Source organism: Streptococcus sp. HN38, assembly GCF_028335765.1.
GTDB classification, from domain to species: Bacteria; Bacillota; Bacilli; order Lactobacillales; family Streptococcaceae; genus Streptococcus; species Streptococcus suis_P.
Genome location: NZ_CP116604.1, coordinates 1,502,027 through 1,526,558, shown reverse-complemented (window position 1 = coordinate 1,526,558; position 24,532 = coordinate 1,502,027). Strand labels below are relative to the sequence as shown.

26 protein-coding genes are annotated in these 24,532 nt (G+C 40.2%); 19 read left to right on the top strand and 7 right to left on the bottom strand.

Annotated features, from left to right (window positions below; all coding sequences use genetic code 11):
- Nucleotides 1-63: 63 nt before the first annotated feature.
- A complete protein-coding gene (locus PHA78_RS07305; RefSeq protein ID WP_004298883.1) occupies nucleotides 64-390 on the top strand; it encodes an IS630 transposase-related protein in 327 nt (108 codons plus the stop codon).
- A gap of 19 nt (nucleotides 391-409) precedes the next feature.
- Entirely contained in the window at nucleotides 410-910 is a 501-nt protein-coding gene (locus PHA78_RS07300) for an IS630 family transposase (protein WP_004298885.1), read from the top strand.
- Between the two features lie 649 nt (nucleotides 911-1,559).
- On the opposite strand, the gene PHA78_RS07295 is transcribed toward PHA78_RS07300, so the two are convergent.
- Nucleotides 1,560-2,618 carry a phosphatidylinositol-specific phospholipase C gene (locus PHA78_RS07295; RefSeq protein ID WP_004298887.1) on the bottom strand — a complete coding sequence of 353 codons (1,059 nt, stop codon included), beginning with the start codon at nucleotides 2,616-2,618 and terminating at the stop codon, nucleotides 1,560-1,562.
- 1,028 nt (nucleotides 2,619-3,646) lie between these two features.
- Here PHA78_RS07295 and PHA78_RS07290 point away from each other — a divergent pair.
- The 5 genes from PHA78_RS07290 (at nucleotide 3,647) to PHA78_RS07270 (ending at nucleotide 7,467) form a co-directional block, all read left to right on the top strand.
- On the top strand, nucleotides 3,647-5,206 hold the full coding sequence (locus tag PHA78_RS07290) for a DEAD/DEAH box helicase (RefSeq protein ID WP_024378378.1): 1,560 nt from the start codon (nucleotides 3,647-3,649) through the stop codon (nucleotides 5,204-5,206).
- Between the two features lie 143 nt (nucleotides 5,207-5,349).
- Complete coding sequence (locus PHA78_RS07285; RefSeq protein ID WP_002936205.1) at nucleotides 5,350-5,628, top strand: autorepressor SdpR family transcription factor; 279 nt, start codon at nucleotides 5,350-5,352, stop codon at nucleotides 5,626-5,628.
- Nucleotides 5,615-6,214, top strand: a complete 600-nt coding sequence (locus PHA78_RS07280; RefSeq protein WP_029944417.1) for a DUF1648 domain-containing protein — start codon at nucleotides 5,615-5,617, stop codon at nucleotides 6,212-6,214. The genes PHA78_RS07285 and PHA78_RS07280 overlap by 14 nt, the downstream gene beginning before the upstream one ends.
- Before the next feature lie 111 nt (nucleotides 6,215-6,325).
- The gene (locus PHA78_RS07275; protein WP_100881567.1) at nucleotides 6,326-6,733 is read left to right on the top strand and encodes a GNAT family N-acetyltransferase; all 408 of its coding nucleotides are present in this window, start codon (nucleotides 6,326-6,328) and stop codon (nucleotides 6,731-6,733) included.
- Nucleotides 6,734-6,855: 122 nt separating this feature from the next.
- Entirely contained in the window at nucleotides 6,856-7,467 is a 612-nt protein-coding gene (locus tag PHA78_RS07270; RefSeq protein ID WP_100881566.1) for an FMN-dependent NADH-azoreductase, read from the top strand.
- Between the two features lie 14 nt (nucleotides 7,468-7,481).
- On the opposite strand, the gene PHA78_RS07265 is transcribed toward PHA78_RS07270, so the two are convergent.
- From PHA78_RS07265 to PHA78_RS07245, 5 genes are all read right to left on the bottom strand, one after another.
- Nucleotides 7,482-7,754 (bottom strand): GIY-YIG nuclease family protein, encoded by a 273-nt coding sequence (locus PHA78_RS07265; RefSeq protein WP_029944420.1) that lies wholly within the window; start codon nucleotides 7,752-7,754, stop codon nucleotides 7,482-7,484.
- Nucleotides 7,744-8,493 carry a tRNA1(Val) (adenine(37)-N6)-methyltransferase gene (locus PHA78_RS07260; RefSeq protein ID WP_099778786.1) on the bottom strand — a complete coding sequence of 250 codons (750 nt, stop codon included), beginning with the start codon at nucleotides 8,491-8,493 and terminating at the stop codon, nucleotides 7,744-7,746. Before PHA78_RS07260 ends, PHA78_RS07265 begins: the two co-directional genes overlap by 11 nt.
- Before the next feature lie 80 nt (nucleotides 8,494-8,573).
- Nucleotides 8,574-8,825, bottom strand: a complete 252-nt coding sequence (locus PHA78_RS07255; protein ID WP_029175943.1) for a hypothetical protein — start codon at nucleotides 8,823-8,825, stop codon at nucleotides 8,574-8,576.
- A gap of 9 nt (nucleotides 8,826-8,834) precedes the next feature.
- Entirely contained in the window at nucleotides 8,835-8,984 is a 150-nt protein-coding gene (locus tag PHA78_RS07250; protein WP_233486239.1) for a hypothetical protein, read from the bottom strand.
- 118 nt (nucleotides 8,985-9,102) lie between these two features.
- Nucleotides 9,103-9,234: a hypothetical protein gene (locus PHA78_RS07245; protein WP_272157907.1), complete on the bottom strand. Its 132-nt coding sequence runs from the start codon at nucleotides 9,232-9,234 to the stop codon at nucleotides 9,103-9,105.
- A gap of 337 nt (nucleotides 9,235-9,571) precedes the next feature.
- On the opposite strand from PHA78_RS07245, the gene PHA78_RS07240 reads away from it, so the two are divergent.
- Nucleotides 9,572-10,663: a cystathionine gamma-synthase gene (locus PHA78_RS07240; protein WP_272157906.1), complete on the top strand. Its 1,092-nt coding sequence runs from the start codon at nucleotides 9,572-9,574 to the stop codon at nucleotides 10,661-10,663.
- A gap of 3 nt (nucleotides 10,664-10,666) precedes the next feature.
- Nucleotides 10,667-11,827: a MalY/PatB family protein gene (locus tag PHA78_RS07235; protein WP_272157905.1), complete on the top strand. Its 1,161-nt coding sequence runs from the start codon at nucleotides 10,667-10,669 to the stop codon at nucleotides 11,825-11,827.
- Between the two features lie 31 nt (nucleotides 11,828-11,858).
- Here PHA78_RS07235 and PHA78_RS07230 read toward each other — a convergent pair whose 3' ends face one another.
- Entirely contained in the window at nucleotides 11,859-12,698 is an 840-nt protein-coding gene (locus tag PHA78_RS07230) for an AraC family transcriptional regulator (RefSeq protein ID WP_272157904.1), read from the bottom strand.
- Between the two features lie 104 nt (nucleotides 12,699-12,802).
- On the opposite strand from PHA78_RS07230, the gene PHA78_RS07225 reads away from it, so the two are divergent.
- The 10 genes from PHA78_RS07225 (at nucleotide 12,803) to PHA78_RS07180 (ending at nucleotide 24,403) form a co-directional block, all read left to right on the top strand.
- Entirely contained in the window at nucleotides 12,803-14,977 is a 2,175-nt protein-coding gene (locus PHA78_RS07225; RefSeq protein ID WP_272157903.1) for an alpha-galactosidase, read from the top strand.
- 13 nt (nucleotides 14,978-14,990) lie between these two features.
- Complete coding sequence (locus PHA78_RS07220; RefSeq protein WP_272157902.1) at nucleotides 14,991-16,226, top strand: extracellular solute-binding protein; 1,236 nt, start codon at nucleotides 14,991-14,993, stop codon at nucleotides 16,224-16,226.
- Between the two features lie 137 nt (nucleotides 16,227-16,363).
- Complete coding sequence (locus tag PHA78_RS07215; protein WP_024379701.1) at nucleotides 16,364-17,236, top strand: carbohydrate ABC transporter permease; 873 nt, start codon at nucleotides 16,364-16,366, stop codon at nucleotides 17,234-17,236.
- 10 nt (nucleotides 17,237-17,246) lie between these two features.
- Complete coding sequence (locus tag PHA78_RS07210) at nucleotides 17,247-18,077, top strand: carbohydrate ABC transporter permease (RefSeq protein ID WP_002937312.1); 831 nt, start codon at nucleotides 17,247-17,249, stop codon at nucleotides 18,075-18,077.
- A 69-nt stretch (nucleotides 18,078-18,146) separates the two neighbouring features.
- On the top strand, nucleotides 18,147-19,595 hold the full coding sequence (gtfA, locus tag PHA78_RS07205; RefSeq protein WP_272157901.1) for a sucrose phosphorylase: 1,449 nt from the start codon (nucleotides 18,147-18,149) through the stop codon (nucleotides 19,593-19,595).
- 72 nt (nucleotides 19,596-19,667) lie between these two features.
- Nucleotides 19,668-21,284, top strand: a complete 1,617-nt coding sequence (locus PHA78_RS07200) for a glycoside hydrolase family 13 protein (protein WP_105101034.1) — start codon at nucleotides 19,668-19,670, stop codon at nucleotides 21,282-21,284.
- Between the two features lie 77 nt (nucleotides 21,285-21,361).
- Entirely contained in the window at nucleotides 21,362-21,991 is a 630-nt protein-coding gene (gene upp / locus PHA78_RS07195; RefSeq protein ID WP_099779813.1) for a uracil phosphoribosyltransferase, read from the top strand.
- Between the two features lie 121 nt (nucleotides 21,992-22,112).
- Nucleotides 22,113-22,703 carry an ATP-dependent Clp protease proteolytic subunit gene (locus tag PHA78_RS07190; RefSeq protein ID WP_002937303.1) on the top strand — a complete coding sequence of 197 codons (591 nt, stop codon included), beginning with the start codon at nucleotides 22,113-22,115 and terminating at the stop codon, nucleotides 22,701-22,703.
- Between the two features lie 126 nt (nucleotides 22,704-22,829).
- Nucleotides 22,830-23,102 (top strand): YlbG family protein, encoded by a 273-nt coding sequence (locus PHA78_RS07185; RefSeq protein WP_002937299.1) that lies wholly within the window; start codon nucleotides 22,830-22,832, stop codon nucleotides 23,100-23,102.
- Between the two features lie 131 nt (nucleotides 23,103-23,233).
- Nucleotides 23,234-24,403: an ABC transporter substrate-binding protein gene (locus PHA78_RS07180; protein ID WP_004298924.1), complete on the top strand. Its 1,170-nt coding sequence runs from the start codon at nucleotides 23,234-23,236 to the stop codon at nucleotides 24,401-24,403.
- Nucleotides 24,404-24,532: the final 129 nt, after the last annotated feature.

Here is a 24,532-nt window from a genome sequence, read left to right as displayed (position 1 = left end):
AATGCGATAGCTTGCCAGATATAGTTATTTAGTTTTTTATTTAATATATAATAAAATAGACTTATGACTTACGGAATTGATTTTAGAAAACGCGTTATTGCCTATGTCCAATCAGGACACACAAAAAAGGAAACCTGTGACCTATTTGGTATTGGAACCGATACCTTGTACCGTTGGGAGACACAGCTGAAAAATGAAGGACATCTGAATCGTAAACCACGCTCTCGTAGTCCTCGCAAACTTCCGCTTGACCGCTTGGAAGCCTATGTCAAGGAACATCCAGATGCTTTCCTGAAAGAAATTGCAGAGCATTTTAACTGTAGTATTCCTTCTGTTTGGGCAGCACTCAAAAAAGTGAATATTACTTTAAAAAAAGACAACAACCTATAAAGAACAAGATAGCGAAAAAGTGAGACGCTATCTTGATGTTTTAGCCTGCTTTCCTGACACACCGATTGTTTATATTGATGAGACGGGCATTGATACTTATCTTTATCGTCACAAAGCTAGAGCACCTCGAGGAGAGAAAGTATACGACAAGGTAAGTGGACGCAGATTCGAAAGAATTTCGGTAGTAGCTGGTCAAACTGGTTCTAAAATTATAGCCCCCTTGCTTTATCATGGAACGATGACAGCGGAATTATTTATCAAGTGGTATCAGGAGCAGCTATTGCCATCCTTGACAGAACCCCATGTCATCATTATGGATAATGCAGCTTTTCATCCCAAGAAACAACTAGATGAGCTTGCAGTGGCTAAGGGACACTATTTTCTTCCGCTTCCACCTTATTCCCCTGAACTTAACCCAATTGAACGATTCTGGGCTGGATTGAAAAGAAAAGTGGTTGAGTTATTGAGGAGATTTCAATCGGTTGAGTATTGTTTGGAATGCTATTTTAAAGCTAAATAATTATATTTTAGTTTACTTTTAGTACTGGCTCCAACTATCTGGGAGAGTGAAACAGTTCGGGGAACTGTTTCAGCCCGATCCTAGATACAAAAAAGCGAGAAAAAAGATGCTGGAAATAGGGCGAACCGCATTCGCCTCAAAAGCTGTAGGCAGCTTGTACAGTCTAGCAGACTGTACAAGGCTGGAAATGAGACTTGCGAAAGCAAGTCACTTACGCAAAGTACGGCAAAGCGAGTTAACGAAGTAATTAAAGATAGACTAAATGTCTATAACAGCCTAATGATGCATTTTTTTATTGTTGCTCTCAATGCTTCACTGTGCTATCCTTAGTTCACAACTCCTATAGAATTTTTCATGTCACAATCAATCACTTTTATTTTTCGTGAAAGAAGTAATTTTTTGTTATTGATGATATAGTCTGCTTATCGAAAATTTAGTGGTTGACTATTTTTGACTTGAAACGACAATTAAGATATAAAAAACGAGGAGTCCCCCGTTGGGAATTTCCTCGCTAGTCAGTTGAATATTTTTATGTTGATGGTAAAAGGAATTGGAAGGTTAGGGTGAGAATTAGGTATGTATTGTACGAGATGTTATTTATAGAACAGTATTTTAGCTTAAATACTAAACATGCAAAAATATAGAACGATTAACGGTAATTGCATTGTATAACTTCATTGATAAGACGTTCACCGGGGAAATCTGAAATGATGATTCCTGGTCTACGAATTTGATTGTTTCGTAGATAGTCCGCAACAAGAGTATTGGTTCCTTCAAAGGAAATTGTTGCAAATACACCGAGACGTGCTGTGCGTGGGAAGTCAGGGTAGCGATGCCTAAAACCGGGTTCCGTCAATCCAGTAGAGAGTCGGGAAGCATCAGTTGCTGGACGAACATGTCCACTTGCTACAAAATAAGGGAAAGAACCACCAGAACCACTGAGATAATTCATGAAAATAAAATCAATGCTAGATGTATTTGCCTGATTGATATGGTTCTTTATAGCTTCCCATTTTTTATATAAATCCCAATTTGTATTGAGATGGTATTGATCTTGAGTAATAACAAAACGATAATTTATTCCGTGTTCGATAGACAAGACATCAGGTAAAAGCACAATCTGACCACGAATTTCGCCTAGTGTAGGATTGTATCCGTTTGACGAAGTCATAGGATTCCAGAAAAGAGAGGAATATCGTTGATAATAGGACTCAAAAAGGGTAAACATTTCAGGATCAGAGGCATGAGTATGCTCTTGTTTAATCCGCATTAAGATGGTTTCACTTGGATAACTTATCAAGTAATTTTGAATAGTTGTAAGAACCTCTTCAAATTGGTAGCCCAAGGCGATTGAGCCATGGTAGAGAGCAAAGTGATCTCCCATATATGCGAGACGAATATCTAAATATCGGATTCCAGACTCCAATTGTTGCTGCAAATTCATTGTTTGCGTACGGACAATATCACGAAAAGGAAGATGGTTACTGTGAGCCATGCTATCATGAGTTCCCGGAATGGCAAGCTCTCCTAGAAAACGATTATCAGGAATTGTGGACATCCAGTCTGTATATTGTTCAATATGCGGTGTGGTCACTTGTTCTTCATACCAAAAGGCGCGGTCATAATGAGCGTGGGTAGAAGTAGGGAAGAGCAAAAAAAGACCTAGACAAGCGGTCAGGGCAAAGGATATCTTCTTTTTTGTATTCATATCTATACCTCCTCGTATGTTAATCCTCAATCAGCGCTTGGATAACATAATATAATTAGTGAAATGGTTGGTAATATAATTATAGTAAAAAAACGTTGTTAGTTTCCATCGTGGTTTTTTGATATTGGGACACCAGCGATTAGCTGTGAGAAGTCATCACCTTAATTATATCATAGGGTAAAAATAAAAGCGAAGAGGATAGTCACTAGTCTTGAGAAAGATAGCATTTGTTTACGAAAGCTATTGTTTTGAGTTACCTTTACCTTTATTATTTATATGTCTGAATACAATACCGCATTGGTTGTTCAAACTATGATTCAAATAGTCTTAATTTCTCACTTTCTCACCTTCAAATATTTTTAAGTTTTTTTTGAAAACGTATTATTTTTATTTTCAAGGCAAAAGCCAACCTTTATGCTTAGAATGTGTTATACTAGGTAAGTTGCAAGTCTGATACTGGTTTACTCTGCGAAAATCAAAGCCATCCGTTGTCAACTCGTCTTGGTGAGTGAAAAGCACCAGTGGAGTTTTTCAGCCTGTTACCTACAAACAAGGAAGTAACAGTATTCTACTTCGACTAATTGACACGAACTTAGTTCGTAGGATTTCCCACCTCCAACAGTCTATTCCTAGACTGTTGAAGCTAGGGCTAATTTTGATTTTCATTGAGTAGTAGTTCGCTGCCAGTGGAAATAGTTGTTACAAAAAAAGTGAGATAAGGTAGCTTCGCACTGCCTTGTAAAAGAAAGGAAATGCGTTAGGAAACTAGTTCGGGAAGAGCATTCGAACCCGTGTTAAAAACTTCGTGAAAAAGATAGGGAGTGGGACAGAACTAGAAAGCGATGGAGTTCGTCTTCCCACCCCCGCACAGTTGATTCGGTCAGATTTGGAGTATGTAATACGAACAAATCTGCCAATCAACCACTGCGCTGAGATGTTGACCTATAATAAGAATAGTGCTGTTATTCTTTTCCACTGCGTCAGTCTCCTATTTTCACCTTGTTTTCTTAACGCACTTGGTATCATAATTGAAATTTACTGAATTAAATCTATCAGAAGATATTTTGCTTGCCGTTGAGAAGGCAGGTTTTGAAACGCCGTCACCTATCCAGGAGCAAACAATTCCGCTTGCTCTGGAAGGAAAAGATGTGATTGGTCAAGCCCAAACGGGTACAGGGAAAACAGCAGCCTTTGGTCTGCCAACTCTCAACAAAATTGACACCAACAATCAAGCTGTACAAGCCCTGATTATTGCCCCAACGCGTGAGTTGGCGGTGCAGAGTCAGGAAGAGCTTTTCAAATTTGGTCGTGAAAAGGGTGTGAAAGTCCGCTCTGTTTACGGTGGCTCAAGCATTGAAAAACAAATCAAGGCCCTTCGCTCAGGTGCCCACATCGTTGTTGGTACGCCAGGGCGTTTGTTGGATTTAATCAAACGCAAGGCCCTCAAACTTGACGGCGTTGAAACCCTCATTCTTGACGAGGCTGATGAAATGCTCAACATGGGCTTCTTGGACGACATTGAAGCGATTATTGAGCGTGTGCCAGAAAGTCGCCAGACTCTCCTATTTTCTGCGACCATGCCAGAGCCAATCAAGCGTATTGGTGTCAAATTTATGAAAGAGCCTGAACACGTTAAGATTGCGGCTAAGGAATTGACCAATGTGAACGTGGACCAATACTATGTCCGTGTCAAAGAACATGAAAAATTTGACACCATGACACGCCTCATGGACGTTGACCAGCCTGAATTGTCTATCGTCTTCGGTCGTACTAAGCGCCGTGTCGATGAATTGACTCGTGGTTTGAAACTGCGTGGCTTCCGTGCAGAAGGTATCCACGGAGATTTGGACCAGAACAAACGTCTACGTGTTATTCGTGACTTTAAAAACGATCAGATTGATGTCCTTGTTGCGACGGACGTTGCGGCGCGTGGATTGGATATTTCAGGTGTAACGCATGTCTATAACTACGATATTCCACAGGACCCAGAAAGCTATGTTCACCGTATCGGTCGTACAGGTCGTGCGGGTCAATCAGGTCAGTCTATTACCTTTGTTTCGCCAAACGAGATGGGCTACTTGGCAATCATCGAAGATTTGACCAAGAAACGTATGAAAGGTCTCAAACCAGCAACTGCTCAGGAAGCATTCGAAGCTAAGAAGAAAGTTGCCTTGAAAAAGATTGAGCGTGAAATGGCGGATGAGACCATCCGTAGCAATTTTGATAAATTCAAGAAAGATGCTATTCAGTTAGCAGCTGAATTTACGCCTGAAGAGCTTGCTCTCTACGTACTTAGTCTGACCGTACAGGATCCAGATAGTTTGCCAGAAGTGGAAATCGCACGTGAAAAACCACTGCCATTCAAGTTTGCACCTGGTCAAGCCAAGGGCAAGGGTGGACGTGGTGGCCGTCGTGACGGTGACCGCAACCGAGACCGTGGAGGACGCCGTGGCGACCGCAATGACCGAAACCGTCGCGATGACAAGTTCAAACGTGACAACCGCCGTCAGGACAACAAAAAACCGCATCAACGCACATCAAGTGAAAAGAAAACAGGCTTTGTGATTCGCAATAAGGGTGAGAGATAAGCCGTATTTGACAGACCATAAAGAGTGGTCTGTTTTTTTGAAATCTATTTAGAAAATAATCGAAATAGTTCTTGACAAATAATGAAAACAGAGTATAATTCTATTTAGAAATATTTCTAAATAGATGGACAAGGAGGCTTATTATGGGATTGTCTGAAACCTTGAAGGCAATTTCTGCTCCTATTCGTAGGCAAATTCTAGATAGTCTTAAGTCGGGGCCGAAGTCTGCTGGGGAAATTGTAGAACAATTTCAATTAACAGGAGCAACAGTTTCTCATCATTTATCCACTTTGAAAAAAGCTGGATTAATTTTGGAGGAAAAGCAGAAAAATTTTATTTATTATCGTCTAAACTATACGGTCTTTGAAGAAGTCTTGGTTTGGATTGCAAGTTTTGGAGGGCAACAAGATGAAGAAAATTGACATAAAAACATTATTAGCAACTTCTAGTATATTTCTACTAATAGCTGTATTGATGATTTATTACTATAAAGCATTGCCAGACACCATGGTGACACATTTTGGCGTAAATGGTGAGCCAAATGGCTCTATGGCCAAGTATATGATGATTTTGACACCGCTATCATTCTTTTGTGTTCACCTATTCATTAGTGTACTTTATGATGTGAAAGGGATAGGGAAAACACCAGTCATTCGAGTGGTCAAATGGTTTTTTCCGCTACTGGCTCTCATCATTCAAGTTTCTTTACTCTGGTATAATTTAGGAGGAGAATTGGATTACCGTAGGCTTGTCATTGGACTGCTGTCTGTCTATTATATGGTGATAGGAAATTATTTACCCAAGGAGGAATTGGACAGCAAGACCAATGAAATAGAACGAAAAGGAAGAAAGTATGTTGGCTATTTCTTGATGATTGGTGGGGTGTTGCAGTTAGTAAGTTTGTTGGGTTCACCAACCCTATCTATCCTTGTGATGATTTTGGTTGGTATTTCTGTTGTAAGTCTTAGCATCTACTATGCTTATCTGCATTTTAAAACCGCTTCATAATTGGAGCGGTTTTTGTTATACTAGAAGTAGCAAAACAGGAGGTAAGACTATGGGCATTTTGACAATGGATAAAGCCTTTGTATTCTAAAAAACAATACAAAGGAGAAAGACATGATTACTTACAAACATAATCCTCAACTTGATTTTCAAGCTGTCCTTGACCTCTATGATTCTGTGGACTGGACAGGATATACTAGCCGTCCAGAAATGCTAGAGAAGGCCTTGGAACATAGTCTGCTCGTTCTTGCTGCCTTTGACGGTGACCGTCTAGTGGGTCTTTTGCGGGCAGTTGGCGACGGGCATTCAATCGTTTTTATTCAGGACATCTTGGTCCTGCCACCCTATCAGCGACAAGGGATTGGGCGTCATCTTTTGGAGCAGGCCGTTACCCACTTTCCGGGTATTTATCAGCTTCATCTCTTGACGGACAATACTGAGAAAACACGGTCTTTTTATGAGGAACTTGGCTTTACAGCTGTTGAAAGCTTGGACTGTGTTGCTTATACTTATTTAAAATAAGGAACAATTTAGAAATGGAGAGGCTGGGAGACCAGCCTCTTGCTTTGAGCAGATGATTTGAATTATAAATCAAAAATAGTATAATACAACTATCAATAACTAGTGATAAAAGGAGCAAAACAATGGAAACTGTATTAATTGTAAAGGCTCACCCCCTCGACGCACAAAAGTCCTACGCCTTGCGGGCCTTGGAAGAGTTTCAAACTCGTTACGCCAGTTTGCACCCAGAGGATAAGATAGAAGTAGTGGATGTCTTTGAAGACCAGATTCCAGCTTTGGATAAGCCTTTGTTAGAATCTATGGGAGCGGTTAAAAAAGGTATAGAAATCAGTCCTGAACAAGCGGAGCAGTTGGACCGCTATAATGCCTTGACCCAGCAATTTCTGGCAGCAGATAAGATTGTCGTCGTCAATCCTCTTTGGAACCTCAATGTGCCAAGTCAATTAGTGTCATGGATTAATACCATTAACGTTGCAGGACTGACATTCAAGTATGGACCTGAGGGCTCTATCGGTCTGGTCAAGGGCAAAAAATTGTTGCACATCCAGTCCAATGGTGGCGTTTATGCAGGTCAAGATCCTGCAGCCCAATACATCAAGTCTATCTTTGAGTTTCTGGGCTTTGAAGACATCCATCAGGTCTTTATCGAAGGACAATCGGCCGATCCAAGCCGGGCTGAAGCTATCTATGCTGAGGCAATGACCAAGATTGATACGATTTTGGAGACATTTTAAGTCAAAACCTCGCCCTATGTGGAGCGAGGTTTTTCGGTCATTTCTGCGATATAATCTAACTTACTCTGCCGACTGCGTTTCTTAAACAAAGCCTCGGCAGACATGGCTTCCTGCTTACTAGCAAAGGCTTCTTGATAGACCAGGCTGACAGGCAAGCGTGCGCGGGTGTACTTGGCCCCTTTCCCACGATTATGGGTAGCAAGCCGCTTCTCCACATCAGTCGTATAGCCAGTATAAAGACTCCCGTCGGCACATTCCAAGACATAAAAGTAGGCCTTATTTTCCATAATAAATCTCACGAATGGCAGGAGTATAGTCGCCGTTTTCTTCATGGACAACCAGAGGTGGCAGGATGTGCAGCCCATCCACCGAGCCGTCCTTGATCGCCTCAATCAGCAACATATTGGCCTCCTTGCTGGCCTTGGGATAGACAAACTGGATCCGTTTGGGAGCCAGCTTGTAGGTCCTCAGTGTGTCTAAAATATCTAAAAATCGGTCGGGCCTGTGGACCATGGCCAAGCGACCATTGGATTTGAGCACCTGTTGGGCCACCTGGCAAATGCTGTCTAGGTTGGTTGCAATCTCATGTCTGGCAAGAAGATAATGCTCGCTTTCATTGAGGTTTGAACCCTCGTCTACCTTGAAGTAGGGAGGATTGCAGAGCATCAAATCAACCTTGGACCGCAAATCATACTGGGGCAGGTTTGCCAAGTCGTCATTGATGACCGAGACCTGTTCCTCCAGACCATTGAGGGCGATGGAGCGGCGGTTCATGTCCGCCAACCGTTCCTGCAACTCGACCTGAATAATCTGAGCCTTGGTGCGTGTGGAGGCAAAGAGGCCCACCGCCCCATTTCCACTACAAAGGTCGACAATCAGCCCCTTCTGAGCAGGCATTTTTGGAAAACGTGAAAGGAGGACACTGTCGATCGAGTAGCTAAAAACCTCTCGATTTTGAATAATCTGAACATCTGTCGAGAAGAGCTGGTCAATCCGCTCCCCGTCTAATAACTCAATTTTTTGCATGGTTTTATTATACCATCTTTAGCAGAAAATCTCAGTCCATTTTGGAAGAAAAAAGGAACGCATTCTACGCTCCTTTCAATCTAACTAAAAAATTCAATCCAAGCTCCGACCAGCAAGAAGGCGATACAGAGATAGATTTGCCAATTTGCTTTCAAGGTCCATTCTTTAGACCAAAAGGCACTACGGGCAGTACCGACCGTAGCAAAGAGCAAGAGTGCAAGCCAGAAGGTTGGTCCCTTATTTAGCCATTCTCCTATACTCCCCAGCAATAACATTATCATCAAATAAAAATTCAAACTCCGATAAAATTCTTTATTAAATTCCTTAAACATATAAAATCCTCACAATACAAAGAAGGAAATGATTGTCCAACTAGCAATCAATCCAATCGTCAAATAAATCTGCCATGTTTTTTTAATCCAACTACGTGGTTTAAAGAAGGCCAGATAGCCGACATAAAGTCCCAAGGCAAACTGGATAAAATCGAACACACCAAAGACTCCCTTTGTAATTACGAAACTAAAGGTCACTAAACAAAGTAGGGAAAAGTAAAATTCCCAAGTCCGATAAAATGCTGTATTGAAGTTTTTAAACATAGTGGGCTCCAATCTACTTTCCCAAAATAAATTTCAGATAAACAATTAGCAGAATCATTCCGATATAGAAGATATGCCACATACGAGTGAGCTCCTTTTCTTCCTTGAAGAAAAAGGTTCGAATGGCATGGATTAAAATAATCATAGAGGCCAATAGGCTATACCATGCAGGAGATTGGGAAGAGTCTAGCAAAATGTCTGACAGAAAAAAACAAGTCCAAAAAATCATAGAATAGAAGGCACTATAACGATAGAAATGCTTGTTAAACTGGAATTTCATATTCACTCACCTCTTTTTCTTTTATTATATCAAATAAATTATAGGTTTAAAAGTATTTATCGGTAAATCCAGTATGGTTATTGTTATAAAGAAAAACTATAACAAAGCTTGCTATTTTTCTATAAGCATTTTTGGATATTTTTCACACCAAATCTCCTATTTCATGCTAGACTATATTGTAAGTTAGATTGGAGTAGATGTTATGACAGATTATAAGATTGATACGATTTTAGCGCATACGGGCATCAATAGCGATGAGAGAACAGGTGCCTTGATTTCCCCTATCCACCTTTCGACGACCTATCAACACCCTGAGTTTGGTCAATCGACAGGTTATGACTACACGAGAACAAAAAATCCGACACGTGCCAGTCTAGAGACGACTTTGGCAGCTATCGAAAAGGCCGACTATGCCCTAGCAACGAGCTCGGGAATGGCTGCTCTGGTCTTACTTTTTAATGGTTTTCCTGTAGGGAGTCAAGTGGTAGCGGCGCGTGATTTGTACGGTGGTTCCTTCCGCTGGTTCAATGAGCAAGAGAGTATCGGTAGATTTCAATTTACCTATGCAAACACCGAGGAGGAGCTGATTGCAGCCATCACCGAAGAGACAGACTATGTTTATCTGGAGACACCGACTAACCCACTCATGGTGGAGTTTGACATCGCTAAGGTTTCGGCTATCGCCCATGCCAAAGGTGCTAAGGTTATTGTCGATAACACTTTTTACAGCCCTATTTATCAAACTCCACTTGTTCTAGGAGCGGATGTTGTCCTACATTCAGCAACCAAGTATCTGTCAGGGCATAATGATGTACTAGCTGGCGCTTTGATGACCAATGATCAAGCCCTATATGATAAGCTCTTTTATGACCAAAATACATCGGGGCCAACCCTATCTCCACTGGATTCTTACTTACTCATGCGTGGACTCAAAACCCTCTCGCTTCGAATGGAGCGGGCGACACAAAATGCTCAGAAAATTGTTGCCTATTTGGAGAAGAGTCCAGCAGTCAAGCAAGTTTATTACACAGGAAAAGGTGGGATGATTTCGGTTAAGGTGGTAGATGAAAGTCGGATTCCCCATATTCTCAACACCCTGAAAGTCTTTACCTTTGCTGAAAGTCTGGGTGGAGTAGAGAGTCTGATTACCTATCCAGCCACTCAGACCCACGCAGACATTCCAGCTGAAATCCGTCATTCTTATGGATTGACAGATGACCTGCTTCGCTTGTCTATCGGTATTGAGGATGCGGAAGACTTGATTGCAGATTTAAAAATAGCCTTGGAGGGATAAGATATGACACAGTATAATTTTATAGATAGTCCGAATCGTCTATCCCAGCATGCGGAAAAATGGAGAAAAGTAGAGACGGATAAAGAACTCTTACCCTTGTGGATAGCAGATATGGACTTTGAGCCTCTACCAGAAATTCGCCAAGTTATCCGTGACTACGCAGATCATCATGTTTTTGGTTATCCTTATGCTAGTGACAGCCTCTATCAGTCTATTATTGACTGGGAAGATAGACAGCATGGCTACAAGATTGAAAGAGAGTCCATCCTGCTCATCGAAGGAGTTGTTCCTGCCTTATCTGTGGCTATTCAATCTTTGACAGAAGAAGGGGATGCAGTCCTAATTAACACGCCAGTCTATCCACCCTTTGCGCGGACTGTTAAATTAAACAATCGCCAGCTTGTTACCAATTCACTTGTTGAAGTGGATGGTGTTTTTAGGATTGATTTTGCCCAGCTTGAAAAGGATATTGTAGAGAATCAAGTGAAACTCTATATTTTCTGTAATCCCCACAACCCAGGTGGTAGAGTTTGGACAAGAGAGGAAGTGTTGGCCATTGGACGTCTTTGTCAGAAACATGGTGTTATCCTTGTCTCAGATGAAATACATCAAGATTTGACCTTGTATGGTCACAAGCATTATTCCTTTAACACGGTGGATAAAAATTTCAAAGATTTTTCAATTATCTTATCATCTGCGACCAAGACCTTCAATATCGCTGGTACAAAAAATAGCTTTGCAATCATTGAAAATCCAAGCATTCGCAAGACTTTCGCTAAGCGTCAATTGATAAATAATCAGCACGAGATTCCAACGATTGGCTTGTTAACCACAGAAGCTGCTTTCACTTATGGAGATGAGTGGTTGAAGGAGTTGAAGGTTATTTTGGAGAGAAATGTAGACTTTGTTGAGGAGTATTTGGCAACCCATACAAGGATCAAGGTCATGAAGCCCCAGGGAACCTACCTCATCTGGCTTGATTTTTCTGCCTATGAATTAGAGCATGCGGAACTCTTTGATATTCTTCATTGTAAAGCGAAGTTGATTTTGAATGATGGTTTGACCTTTGGTAAGGAAGGTAAGCATCATGCACGTCTGAATGTAGCAGCACCATTCAACATGATTGAAGAAGCCTGTCATCGACTTGGTAAGGTTTTTGGATAAAGAAATAAGGACTAGGTGTGACTAAACTCACCTAATCCTTATTTTTTTGTGTATTTCTAAAATCTGTTGGGCTCATATGGAAATAGTTTTTGAAGGCCGCACTGAAGGTGAGAGGGTCTTGGTATCCGACAGAATAGGCGATTTCAGTGATACTCCGAGAAGCATCTTCTAATAGTTGACAAGAACGATTCATTTTTACTTGTAAAATATAATCTTTGATAGAATAGCCAGTTTCCTGCTTAAAAATTTTATAGAGATAGCTTCGGCTTAAAGCTAGAAAATCTGCTATTTCAGAAACTTTAATTGGATGGGCATAGTGGTTATGAATCATCTTGATGGCTTGCTGAACATAGTGCTTGGTTTGTGTTTCAGGCTTAATTAATGTTTCACTGGGAAATTCCTCGATGAGTGCTGCTAAGAGTTGATTGAGATAGCCAATTAAGACTAGTTCTGTGATAGAGGGGATGGGATGCATCTGAACATGGTTAATCTGATGCATGTAGCCTAGAATTGGTGACTCTAGATTGGAGTGGAGGTAGTAGTTTTCTAGCAGTTGACTTTGATTAAGTAGGTCTTTTGCTCGTGAACCGCTGAAACCAACCCATATATAGGTCCACGGGTCTATATCATCAGCTTGATAGAAAATGGAAACATCCTTTGGAAGAATAAACAAATCGCCTGCAGCAAGGTAGCTTGTTTTTCCGTCAACAAGAATTTTTCCTCTTCCTTTTGTAATAAAATGCAGGACAAAATTATCACGGATAGTAGGACCGAAGGAATAGCCCTTGTCACATTGTTCGGCACCGTAATGGTCTACATTTAGGTCAAAATTATGACTATCCAATTCATTATAGATATTTAGAATATTCATTTCAATCCTCCTAGGAAACATTATAACATGTTTTAAATACAAAAGACTATTAAGTAAAGCGTTTTCATTTTGTAAAATAATAGCATAAAGAAGAGATGGGAGAGATGAATGTGATTGAGATTTATAATGAAAAACAGATTTTTCACCTGAAAACAAGAGAATTCTCTTATATCATCCAAGTGTTGGAAACAGGCGATCTGGTTCATCGTTATTTTGGGAAAAAAATCGAAAAATTTAGCGATGGAAACAAAATAACATATTTAGATCGATCGTTTTCTCCGAGTCCAATTACTGGGGATAGGACATACTCATTGGATGTCCTCCCACTCGAATATTCCAGCAATGGTCTGGGAGATTTTAGAACCTCAGCATTAGATGTTCGGAACGAATTTGGAGTCACTCTTGACCTAAAATACAAAGAGTATCGATTATACAAGGGGAAAAAAGAACTGAGGGGATTACCAGCAAGTTTTGGAAATCAAGAAGAGGTAGAGAGTCTTGAAATTGATCTTTACGATCAGTTGACAGATATTACCGTAACACTTCAGTATTCTGTTTTTGAAGAAGCTTCCTATCTCGCACGGTCAGCTACAATTCAAACTGGCAAATATCCATGCAAACTAGAGAAGGTCTTGTCTGCAACGCTTGATTTTCCACATCAAGATTTCATTGTTCACAGCTTGGCAGGACGTTATGCCTATGAAAAAGAGTGGACACAGACCCCATTGACAAAAGGTCAGTATTCGATTGGTAGCATTCGAGGTGCTTCAAGTCACTCAAGAACACCCTTCTTAGCACTAGCTTCACCCGATGCAAGTGAGGACAAGGGCGATGTTTATGCGGCCCACCTTGTCTATAGTGGCAACTTTACAGCATTTGTCGAAACGACAGCCATGGAAACCAGTCGATTGGGACTAGGATTGGAAAGTCACTATTTCTCATGGCAATTGGATAAGGATGACCGGTTTCAAACTCCAGAAGTTCTCTTATCATACACTGATAAAGGATTTACTGGCATGACACAAAATAGTCATCACTTTATCACAAAACACCTCATTCGATCATCGTTTGTAAACAAACCAAGACCCATTTTAATCAACAACTGGGAAGCGACCTATTTTGAATTTACAGAAGAAAAGATTTTACAGTTAGCTCAGGTTGCAAGTCGAGCTGGTATTGAATTGTTTGTTCTGGATGATGGTTGGTTTGGTAAACGAAACAATGATGAAAGTTCATTGGGCGATTGGAAAGTCAATTTGGATAAGTTGCCAAATGGTTTGAATGGTTTAGCAGAGCGAATAAATGAGCTTGGTATGAAATTCGGACTGTGGTTTGAACCAGAGATGATTTCTATTGATAGCGATCTTTATCGTGAACATCCTGATTGGGTAATTCGCACAGAAGGACGCTTACCAATCTACAGCCGAGAACAATTAGTTTTGGATTTGACCAAGCAGGAAGTCTGTGACTACATCATTGATAGCGTCTCTTCCATATTAGAATCAGCCAATATTTCTTATGTAAAATGGGATATGAACCGTAATATCACCAATATCCCTGAAGGTTTAGCAAATGACCAGCGCTTTGAGTTCCACCATCGTTACATGCTAGGTCTCTACCGTGTATTAGACCACCTTACAAAGCGGTTCCCGGATATTCTTTTCGAATCCTGTGCAGGCGGTGGAGGTCGTAATGATTTGGGAATCATGTATTACATGCCACAAGCATGGGCAAGTGATGATACAGATGCGATTGAGCGCTTATCTATTCAAGAAGGTACTAGTTTGATTTATCCCCCTTCCTCAATTGGTGCACACGTTTCTGCAGTTCCAAACCATCAGGTTGGTCGGATCACACCTCTTGCTACACGAGGCAATGTGGCTATGATGGGAGGAGCATTTGGTTACGAGCTGGATTTAACGAAACTTTCAGAAAAGGAATTGGATGAAATCAGTCAGCAAATCGAAACCTATCACTCCATTCGTGAAACTATACAATTCGGTCAGCTCTACCGTCTGAAAAAGACGAGCAATACCTGGGCTGCCAATTATGTTAGTCAAGATAAGAATCAAGCGGTCTTTACATTTGTAAAAATTCTTGCCAAGCCAGAAGCGCCTTTGCTTCATGTTCGGTTGAAGGGGCTAGACCCAGATGCCTTGTATGAATGCCCACAATTAGGAGAAACATTCTACGGGGATGAATTAATGAACATCGGACTCACCATGCCCCATGTTCAAAAAGATTATTTTAGTGTACAATATATTTTTAACAAAATCTAGGAGGATTTTATATATGAAAATGAAAACATTTTTAAAATGTGCATCGGTTTGTGCTTTTGCCAGCTTTTTGGTTGCTTGTGGGAATGCAAGTAGTAGCGATAAGGTGGAAATAGAATATTTCTCACAAAAACCAGAAATGCAGGCTACTCTTCAGGAAATTATTAATGATTTCGAAAAGGAAAATCCTACGATTGATGTTAAATTTTCAAATGTACCAGATGCAGGAACTGTTCTGAAAACCCGTATGGCAAATAACGAAGCGCCAGATGTCATCAATATTTATCCACAAAATGCGGACTTCAAAGCATACGCAGCGGATGGTCGTTTCCTAGAAATTGGTGATGATGCAGGTCTCAGCCATCTAAAAGATGGTGCTGTAATGCCATATCTTGTTAATGAAAAAAATTACACCCTTCCTTTGACAGCAAATGCCTATGGTATTTACTATAATAAGGATAAGTTCAAAGAATTGGGGCTCGAAGTTCCAACTACCTATGCAGAATTTGTGGCTTTGGTAGACAAAATCAAGGCTGATGGCAGTGCAGCACCGTTTGCTCTTTCATTGAACGATGCTTGGTCATTGAACGGCTACCATCAGTTAGCTTGGGTAACTGTTACAGGTGGATTTGATGGCGCAGAAGATATTCTAATCCGTAGTGCCAAAGGCGCAATTCAAGATGATGCTACAACAAAAGCAGTGTTAGAACGCTTGCAATTGTTGAAAGACAATGGACAAAAAGGGGCGACAGGCGCGCTCTATGCAGATGCGGTGGCAGCCTTTGCAGCAGGTGATGCTCTCATGCTTCCACAAGGTACATGGGCAGCTACAGCTGTAAACCAACAAGAACCAGAATTTGAATATGGTATGTTTACCTTCCCTGGCGATAAAGAAGGTGGCGACTATACCATCGGTGCAGCTGACCTTGCTCTATCTATTTCAGCAGATACAGAGCACCCAGAAGAGTCTAAAAAATTCCTAGAATACCTTTCTCGTCCAGAAGTTATCCAGAAATACTATGATGTAGATGGCTCACCAACTTCAGTTGAAGGTGTAGATACAGAAGGTAAGTTTGAAGAAACTGCTGGAGTGACACAATATGCCTTCACTGACAAACACGTAGTTTGGTTGCAATCTGAATGGGAATCAGAAGATGAGTTCTGGAATATCACTGTTGAAATGGTTAAAAATCCAAACTCAGCAGAATTAGTGAAAAAACTGAATGCATTCTTTGATCCGATGAAAAAATAATTCAAGAAAACTATAAGGAGGGCTAGAACAGCCTAGCTCTTCTTTATAGTTGCTTAGGGTCAGTTTGAATCCCCCCTAACCACTCCATTCAAACTGTCCCTAAGCAACTATACATTATAGAAAAAAGGAGTATCGTGATGAATCAAAAAGGTTTTATTGCCAAATATTGGCCCTATCTATTTGTTGCCATACCAATTGGTCTACAGTTAATCTTTTTCTTCTATCCCTTATTAACGGGAATCTATTATAGTCTGACGGATTGGAATGGATTGACATCAGATTTCAGCTTGATTGGCGTTCAAAACTATCTAGATATCTTGAAGAATCCTGATTTTTATACGTCTATGACTTTTACCATTATCTTCACCATTGGTTTGGTCATCGGAGAAATTGTTATAGGGATTTGGTTGGCTAGTCTCCTTAATCGTAAGATTAAAGCTGTTGGTTTCTTTAGAACCTGGTATTTCTTCCCTGCAGTTCTTTCAACCGTTACTTTAGGCTTGATTTTTGTCCAATTGTTCAACTATGGTTTTACACAGATTGGAGAATTACTACATATTGATTGGTTGATGGAAAACTTATTGGTACAAGAAAATACTGTTATTCCAGCCGTACTCTTTGTGGCTCTCTGGCAAGGGCTGGCGATGCCAGTCATCATCTTCTTATCTGGTTTACAAAGTATTCCAGAAGATGTGAAAGAAGCAGCAGCGATTGATGGTGCAACACGCTCTCAACAATTCTTCAATATTGAACTTCCATTCTTATTACCATCTATCAGTATGGTTTTCATCTTGGCAATGAAATCAGGTTTGACAGCATTTGACCTTATCTTTGCACTGACAAGTGGTGGCCCAGACGGCAAGACAGAATCACTTGGTTTATTAGTCTATAACTATGCCTTTGTAGACAATAAATTCTCTTATGCCAATGCTTTGGCTGTAGTACTCTTCATCTTCATTATTGTCATCTCATTGATTCAGATGAGAATTTCGAAGAAATTTGAAATTTAGGAGGACAGACATGAATACTCAAAAACAGAAAAATTGGTGGGTCTATCTCGTGCTCTTCAGCGGTATTCTCTTCATGTTTATTCCGCTACTTGTGACGATTATAAGTTCATTCAAACCAACCAAGGAAATCACGAGCAACTTCTTTGGTCTTCCTGAAAATTTCACCTTAAATAACTACGAACGCCTGTTTAATGATGGGATTGTACAATATTTTGGCAATTCTGCCTTGATTACAATTGTAGCTGTTGGCTTGATTCTACTTGTTATTCCAATGGCAGCTTTCGCAGTAGCCCGTCAAATGAAACGCCAGACAGTGTTTAACTTTATCTACTTTTTCTTGATTATTGGGATTTTTGTACCTTTCCAAGTGATTATGCTCCCAATGACCAAATTAATGTCAAGCCTTGGTTTGAACAATATTGTCGGTTTGATTATTCTATATTTGACCTATGCAGTTCCTCAGGCCCTCTTCCTCTACGTCGGTTATATTAAGACCATTGTTCCTGAAGAAATGGATGAGGCTGCAGCTATTGATGGCTGTGATAAATTTACTATGTACTGGAAAATCATTTTCCCGCTCATGAAACCCATGCACGCAACCGTTTTGATTATCAATGCCCTCTGGGTCTGGAATGATTTTCTCTTACCGCTCTTGGTTTTGAATCGTGATCAAAGCATGTGGACGTTACCTCTTTTCCAATACAATTACCAAGGCATGTATTTCAGTGATTATGGACCATCATTTGCTTCATATGTTGTGGGAATTATCCCAATCCTACTTGTCTACCTCATCTTCCAAAAACATATTATTTCAGGTATGACAAGTGGTTCTGTCAAATAATTACAAAGGTTGACTTGTTCAACCTTTTCTAAAAAATAAAAAAGAAAAGGCTTACAAAGGAGAATGTCGATGAAAATTAAAAACCAAGCTATGTTGATTACCTATTCTGATAGTTTAGGCAAGAATCTCAAGGATTTGAAAAAAGTTCTTGAGGGACCATTAAAGGATGTTGTGGGAGGTATTCACATTCTACCATTCTTCCCATCATCAGGTGACCGTGGGTTTGCACCAATGGATTATACAAAGGTAGACCCTGCATTTGGAGACTGGTCAGATATTGAAGCATTGAGTAAGGACTACTATCTGATGTTCGATTTTATGATTAATCATATCTCGGCAAAATCTCCTTATTTCCTTGATTTCCTTGAAAAGAAAGATGAATCAGCTTATGCGGATTTGTTTATTCGCTATAAAAACTTTTGGCCAAATGGTGAGCCAACGCAAGAAGATGTTGATTTAATCTATAAGCGTAAACCTCGTGCGCCATATCGTATTGCAACATTTGCTGATGGTAGTGAAGAGAAGGTGTGGTGTACTTTTGATGAACAGCAGATTGATTTGGATGTGACTACAGAGACAACACGCCGTTTCATCCAAGAAAATCTGGAACAATTGGCAGAACATGGTGCTTCGATCATTCGTTTGGATGCCTTTGCTTATGCCAATAAAAAACTCGGAACCAATTGTTTCTTTGTGGAGCCTGATATCTGGGAAATGCTACATTTTCCACGTCAGTTATTGGCGCCAAAAGATGTGGAAATCTTACCAGAAATTCATGAACACTATACCATTCAGCAGAAAATTGCCGAGCAAGATTATTATGTTTATGACTTTGCCTTGCCAATGCTGGTTCTCCACGCTTTGTATTCTGGTCATGTCAATCGCCTGGTTCACTGGATGGAGATTTGCCCTCGCAAGCAATTTACAACTCTTGATACACATGATGGAATCGGTGTTGTGGACGTTAAGGATTTGCTGACGGATGAGGAGACAGAGGAGACCCGTGAAGCCTTGTATGCACAAGGTGCAAATGTCAAGAAAATTTATAGCACTGAAGCTTACAATAATTTGGATATTTATCAGATTAACTGTACTTATTATTCTGCCCTTGGCAATAACGATCAAGCTTACCTGTTGGCGCGTGTTCTCCAATGTTTTGCACCAGGTATTCCACAGATATACTATGTTGGTTTACTTGCAGGTGAAAATGATATTGAGCTTTTGGAATCAAGCAAGGAAGGCCGCAATATCAATCGCCATTACTATGATTTGGAAGAAATTGAGCAGGAAGTGCAACGGCCAGTTGTACAATCCTTGTTCAAACTCCTTAAATTCCGCAATACAAGTCCAGCTTTCGATGGGGAGTTCTCCGTTAAGATGCTGGATGAAACAAGTATGGAAATTTTCTGGGATAATCAAGATGCAGGGGTGTCTGCTCGCCTAACAGCAAATCTAAAAGAAAAAACCTTTGAAATTGTTGAAATTGAAGAGGGAAAAATTACCACAATTGAGTTATAATATGATTATATAGAAAGAGGGGGATACCTCTTTTTCTTGCCTAAATAAGATTGTGCAGAAAGGATCAATCAAATGCCAGAAATACAAAAGACAGATTGGTGGAAGAAGTCCGTCATTTACCAAATTTATCCTCGTAGTTTTCAAGATTCAAATGGAGATGGAATTGGAGATATTCGAGGGATTATCAGCAGATTAGATTATCTTTACGAACTAGGTATTGATGCAATTTGGCTCAGTCCTGTTTATCAGTCCCCCATGGATGACAATGGTTACGACATCAGTGACTACCAAGGAATTGCTCCAGAATTTGGGACAATGGAAGATATGGAAGAGTTGATTGCAGAAGGCCATAAGCGCAATATCAAAATAATCATGGATTTGGTGCTCAATCATACCTCGGATGAACATTTCTGGTTTCAAGAAGCCCTCAAAGGACCAGATAATCCTTATTATGACTATTATGTTTGGGCTGATGAGCCGAATGAATTACGCTCGACCTTCTCAGGCTCTGCTTGGGAATACGTTCCACATCTGAACAAATACTACCTCCACCAATTCTCTGTTAAGCAACCGGATTTGAACTGGAAAAATCCTGCTCTGAAACAAGAAATCTGGGATATGATCAATTTTTGGATTGAAAAAGGTGTCGGTGGTTTCAGGCTAGATGTAATTGATTTGATTGGAAAAGAACCGGAAAAATTAATTACAGCTGATGGACCGACTCTCCATCCTCTTATTCAGGAATTAAATGAGAAGACCTTTGGTGCTTACGACTTAGTGACTGTTGGGGAAACCTGGAGTGCCAATCCAGAAAATGCTCAGTTATATTCGCATCCTGATAGAAAAGAATTTTCGATGATTTTCCAATTTGAACATGTCGGACTTGATCAGCAGGAAGGGAAAGAAAAGTGGGATTTGGCACCGCTTGATCCAGCACGTTTGCATACCGTTCTATCCAAATGGCAGACTGAACTGGTTGGTAAAGGCTGGAACTCGCTTTTCTGGAATAACCACGATTTACCTCGTGCCATTTCTCGCTTCGGTGATGATCGACCTGCATTTCGTGAGCTAAGTGGTAAAATGTTGGCTATTTATCTTCACTTTATGTCAGGGACACCTTATATCTACCAAGGTGAGGAAATCGGTATGATCAATACTCCGATTACAGATATTAGCCAAGCGGACGATATTGAAACACGTCGCATGTATGCGGAACGGATTGAAAATGGCTTTACCAAGGAGGAATTGATTACTTCTATAAATGCCAAAGGTCGTGATAATGCTCGCCGTCCAATGCAATGGACAGAGGCAGAAGGAGCGGGCTTCAGTACAGGTCAAGCCTGGCTGGCTTTGGGAGATACTGTCAAAGACATCAACGTTGAAAAAGCACTTGCAGACAAACAATCGCTTTTCTATACCTATCAAAAATTGATCGCTCTTCGGAAAGAGTATCCTTGTATGTCTGAAGGAAAATATGAAGTGATGGAGACTGGAAATAGCTTGGTAATGGCCTACCGTAAATATGATGATCAGGATGATTTCCTCATTCTGGTAAATTTCACCAGTGATGAGCAAGCATTTGACGTATCAAGCGAAGGGTATTCATTGTTTATGCATAATTACGATGAAGCTACATTTTTGGATAGACAATTATTAAGACCGTATGAGGCAATCGTTCTCAAAAAATAAATTCCTTTTCTTTTCCCATGCTTTTTTCATGAATTTTTGGTAAAATAGAAAAAACAAAAAAGAGAGGTTTTATCATCATGGGGAAATTCCAAGTCATTTCACACCCACTCATTCAGCATAAGTTGTCTATCCTTCGTCGTACATCTACTTCAACAAAGGATTTTCGTGAGTTGGTTAATGAAATCGCGATGCTAATGGGTTACGAAGTTTTGCGTGACTTGCCACTTGAAGATGTGGAGATTGAAACACCAATCACTAAAACAGTTCAGAAACAAATTGCAGGTAAAAAATTAGCTATCGTACCAATTCTTCGTGCAGGTGTTGGTATGGTTGATGGTTTGCTAAGCTTGGTACCAGCAGCTAAAGTTGGTCACATCGGTATGTACCGCGATGAAGAAACCCTTCAACCCGTTGAGTATCTTGTGAAATTACCAGAAGATATTGATCAACGTCATATTTTTGTAGTTGACCCAATGCTTGCGACTGGCGGTTCAGCTATCTTAGCTGTTGAATCCTTGAAAAAGCGTGGCGCTTCAAATATTAAATTTGTTGCTCTTGTTTCAGCTCCAGAAGGTGTAAAAGCTCTTCAAGATGCACATCCAGACATTGATATTTACACAGCAGCTTTGGATGAAAAACTCAATGAAAAAGGCTACATCGTACCAGGTTTGGGAGATGCAGGTGACCGACTGTTCGGTACAAAATAATTAAGAAATCAGCTCTGCTGGTTTCTTTTTCATTTCATGAAATCGTGTTTTTTATTTGACCAATTTTGACTAATTCTATATAATGGGTTCATACTTGTTATTGAAATAAAGGAGGATTCGTATGATTCCAGTAGTTATTGAACAAACTAGCCGTGGTGAGCGTTCTTATGATATTTACTCACGCCTTTTGAAAGACCGCATTATCATGTTGACAGGACCAGTTGAGGACAACATGGCAAACTCTATCATTGCCCAATTGCTTTTCCTTGATGCCCAAGACCCTACAAAGGATATTTACCTCTATGTTAATACGCCAGGAGGATCGGTGTCAGCAGGTCTTGCCATTGTAGACACGATGAATTTCATTAAAGCTGATGTTCAAACCATCGTTATGGGAACAGCTGCGAGCATGGGAACCATCATTGCATCAAGCGGTGCCAAGGGCAAACGTTTCATGTTGCCAAATGCGGAATACATGATTCACCAGCCAATGGGTGGAACTGGTGGCGGTACTCAGCAAACGGATATGGCCATTGCTGCAGAACACCTATTAAAAACACGTAATAAGCTAGAAAAAATCTTGGCAGACAACTCAGGTAAGACAGTGAAACAAATCCATAAGGATGCGGAACGCGATTACTGGATGTCAGCTGAAGAAACCTTGGCTTACGGATTTATTGACCAGATTATGGACAATACAAAAGTCAAATAAGCAGTGACAAATATGTAATAGCACTGACTATTCCTATTAGCTCCAACTCTTTTACAGGTAGTTGGAGCTTTTCATTTATCATTGAAAACGGTATAATATAGAAAGAGAATTTTTAGAGGAGAAGACATGTTTGAGAAGAAAAATCGCACTTGCTTAACTGTCTATTTACACTACAATCGTGATGCACGTAAACTCAGCCAATATGGAGATATTGTTTACCATTCCAAACGCTTGCGATATGTTTTGGTGTATATGGACCAAGAACTAGTAGAAGCTACCATATTAAAATTGAAAAAGGAACGTTTTGTAAAAAAAGTGGTTCCTTCATACATTAAGGAATTAGACCAAAACTTTGTAGGTAATCTATGGAGAGATGAAGAACCATCAGTCGTAGGATAGTCGGAATTAGCAGGTATGTATTCCCTGCTAATTTTTTATTTTAAAATTTTTTTCTTTTTTTGTTGACAATTTTCAGATAATTCAGTATATTGGATACATCGTAAAATTTAAGAAAGATTTAAGGAGTTTTCATGAAAACAAGAAAATTTGCAGTAGCGCTTGCTACATTTGCCTCTGCAGCTCTACTCGCTGCATGTGGTAATGTTTCGACAACCAATACTTCAGCCGCAGGTTCTTCTGTAGGTGATACATTTAAAATCGGCTACAACTTGGAGTTATCAGGTGCTGTTTCATCTTATGGTCAAACAGAGGAAAAAGGTGCCAACCTTGCCGTGAAAGAAATCAATGCTGCGGGTGGTATTGACGGCAAAAAAATCGAAGTGATCACAAAAGACAACAAGTCTGAAACAGCAGAGGCAGCTACTGTTGCGACAAGCTTGGCAAGTGAAGGGGCAAACGTTGTGATTGGCCCAGCTACATCAGGAGCTTCAGCAGCCTCTATTCCAGCATTGACATCTGCTGGTGTTCCTATGATTACTCCTTCAGGAACTCAAACAAACTTGGTTGTGAACGATAAAGGTGAGGTCCAAGAATATTTCTTCCGTACAACCTTTACAGATGGGTATCAAGGTCAAATTATGGCTAAATACGCTACTGAGAACTTGTCAGCTAAGAAAGTTGTTCTTTACTTTGACAACTCTTCTGATTATGGTAAGGGTGTAGCAGAGGCGTTCAAGAAAGCATACACAGGAGAAATCGTTTCAGAAATCACATTTGCTTCTGGCGATAAAGATTTCCAAGCTGCTTTGACAAAATTGAAAGATAAGGAATTTGATGCTATCATCATGCCTGGTTACTACAATGAAACAGGTACAATTGTGAAGCAAGCTCGTGGACTTGGCTTGAATCAACCAATTCTTGGTTCAGATGGTTTTGACTCACCACAATTTACTGAATTGGCAACTGCATCAGCAGCATCAAATGTTTACTACCTTTCTGCATTTGTAACATCAGCAAGTGAAAAAGCCAAAGCATTCTATGATGCATATAAGAAAGAATACAATGAAGAGCCATCAATGTTCTCAGCTCTAGCTTACGACTCAGTTTACATGGCAGCAGAAGCAGCAAAAGGTGCAGCTGATTCAGCAGCAGTGAAGGCTAATCTTGCAGCTCTGAAAGACTTTGAAGGTGTGACTGGTACAATGTCTGTTGACAAAGAGCACAATGTCGTTAAATCAGTTTATGTTGTTGGTTTAACAAACGGAGAAGAATCATCTGTAGATACTATCTCTATTGACTAATAGTGGATGAAAAGAGGGACTTCCCTCTTTTTCACTTGTCAGAATGTATAGAATAGTAGACATGCGGATATAAAATTTGGTTAAAATTTCTGTAATATTAATGATTAAACTCCCTATCTAACTTGCTTA

Bases quoted from the DNA above. Each gene is read 5' to 3' on its own strand.
- PHA78_RS07200 (WP_105101034.1), top strand. From the start codon at position 19,668: ATGCCAGAAATACAAAAGACAGATTGGTGGAAGAAGTCCGTCATTTAC.
- PHA78_RS07225 (WP_272157903.1), top strand. From the start codon at position 12,803: ATGAATGTGATTGAGATTTATAATGAAAAACAGATTTTTCACCTGAAA.
- PHA78_RS07180 (WP_004298924.1), top strand. From the start codon at position 23,234: ATGAAAACAAGAAAATTTGCAGTAGCGCTTGCTACATTTGCCTCTGCA.
- PHA78_RS07220 (WP_272157902.1), top strand. From the start codon at position 14,991: ATGAAAATGAAAACATTTTTAAAATGTGCATCGGTTTGTGCTTTTGCC.
- PHA78_RS07190 (WP_002937303.1), top strand. From the start codon at position 22,113: ATGATTCCAGTAGTTATTGAACAAACTAGCCGTGGTGAGCGTTCTTAT.
- PHA78_RS07265 (WP_029944420.1), bottom strand. From the start codon at position 7,754: ATGGAAAATAAGGCCTACTTTTATGTCTTGGAATGTGCCGACGGGAGT.
- PHA78_RS07230 (WP_272157904.1), bottom strand. From the start codon at position 12,698: ATGAATATTCTAAATATCTATAATGAATTGGATAGTCATAATTTTGAC.
- PHA78_RS07235 (WP_272157905.1), top strand. From the start codon at position 10,667: ATGACACAGTATAATTTTATAGATAGTCCGAATCGTCTATCCCAGCAT.
- PHA78_RS07260 (WP_099778786.1), bottom strand. From the start codon at position 8,493: ATGCAAAAAATTGAGTTATTAGACGGGGAGCGGATTGACCAGCTCTTC.
- PHA78_RS07285 (WP_002936205.1), top strand. From the start codon at position 5,350: ATGGGATTGTCTGAAACCTTGAAGGCAATTTCTGCTCCTATTCGTAGG.
- PHA78_RS07270 (WP_100881566.1), top strand. From the start codon at position 6,856: ATGGAAACTGTATTAATTGTAAAGGCTCACCCCCTCGACGCACAAAAG.
- PHA78_RS07280 (WP_029944417.1), top strand. From the start codon at position 5,615: ATGAAGAAAATTGACATAAAAACATTATTAGCAACTTCTAGTATATTT.
- PHA78_RS07255 (WP_029175943.1), bottom strand. From the start codon at position 8,825: ATGTTTAAGGAATTTAATAAAGAATTTTATCGGAGTTTGAATTTTTAT.
- PHA78_RS07215 (WP_024379701.1), top strand. From the start codon at position 16,364: ATGAATCAAAAAGGTTTTATTGCCAAATATTGGCCCTATCTATTTGTT.
- PHA78_RS07305 (WP_004298883.1), top strand. From the start codon at position 64: ATGACTTACGGAATTGATTTTAGAAAACGCGTTATTGCCTATGTCCAA.
- PHA78_RS07210 (WP_002937312.1), top strand. From the start codon at position 17,247: ATGAATACTCAAAAACAGAAAAATTGGTGGGTCTATCTCGTGCTCTTC.
- PHA78_RS07245 (WP_272157907.1), bottom strand. From the start codon at position 9,234: ATGATTATTTTAATCCATGCCATTCGAACCTTTTTCTTCAAGGAAGAA.
- PHA78_RS07240 (WP_272157906.1), top strand. From the start codon at position 9,572: ATGACAGATTATAAGATTGATACGATTTTAGCGCATACGGGCATCAAT.
- PHA78_RS07185 (WP_002937299.1), top strand. From the start codon at position 22,830: ATGTTTGAGAAGAAAAATCGCACTTGCTTAACTGTCTATTTACACTAC.
- gtfA (WP_272157901.1), top strand. From the start codon at position 18,147: ATGAAAATTAAAAACCAAGCTATGTTGATTACCTATTCTGATAGTTTA.
- PHA78_RS07295 (WP_004298887.1), bottom strand. From the start codon at position 2,618: ATGAATACAAAAAAGAAGATATCCTTTGCCCTGACCGCTTGTCTAGGT.
- upp (WP_099779813.1), top strand. From the start codon at position 21,362: ATGGGGAAATTCCAAGTCATTTCACACCCACTCATTCAGCATAAGTTG.
- PHA78_RS07275 (WP_100881567.1), top strand. From the start codon at position 6,326: ATGATTACTTACAAACATAATCCTCAACTTGATTTTCAAGCTGTCCTT.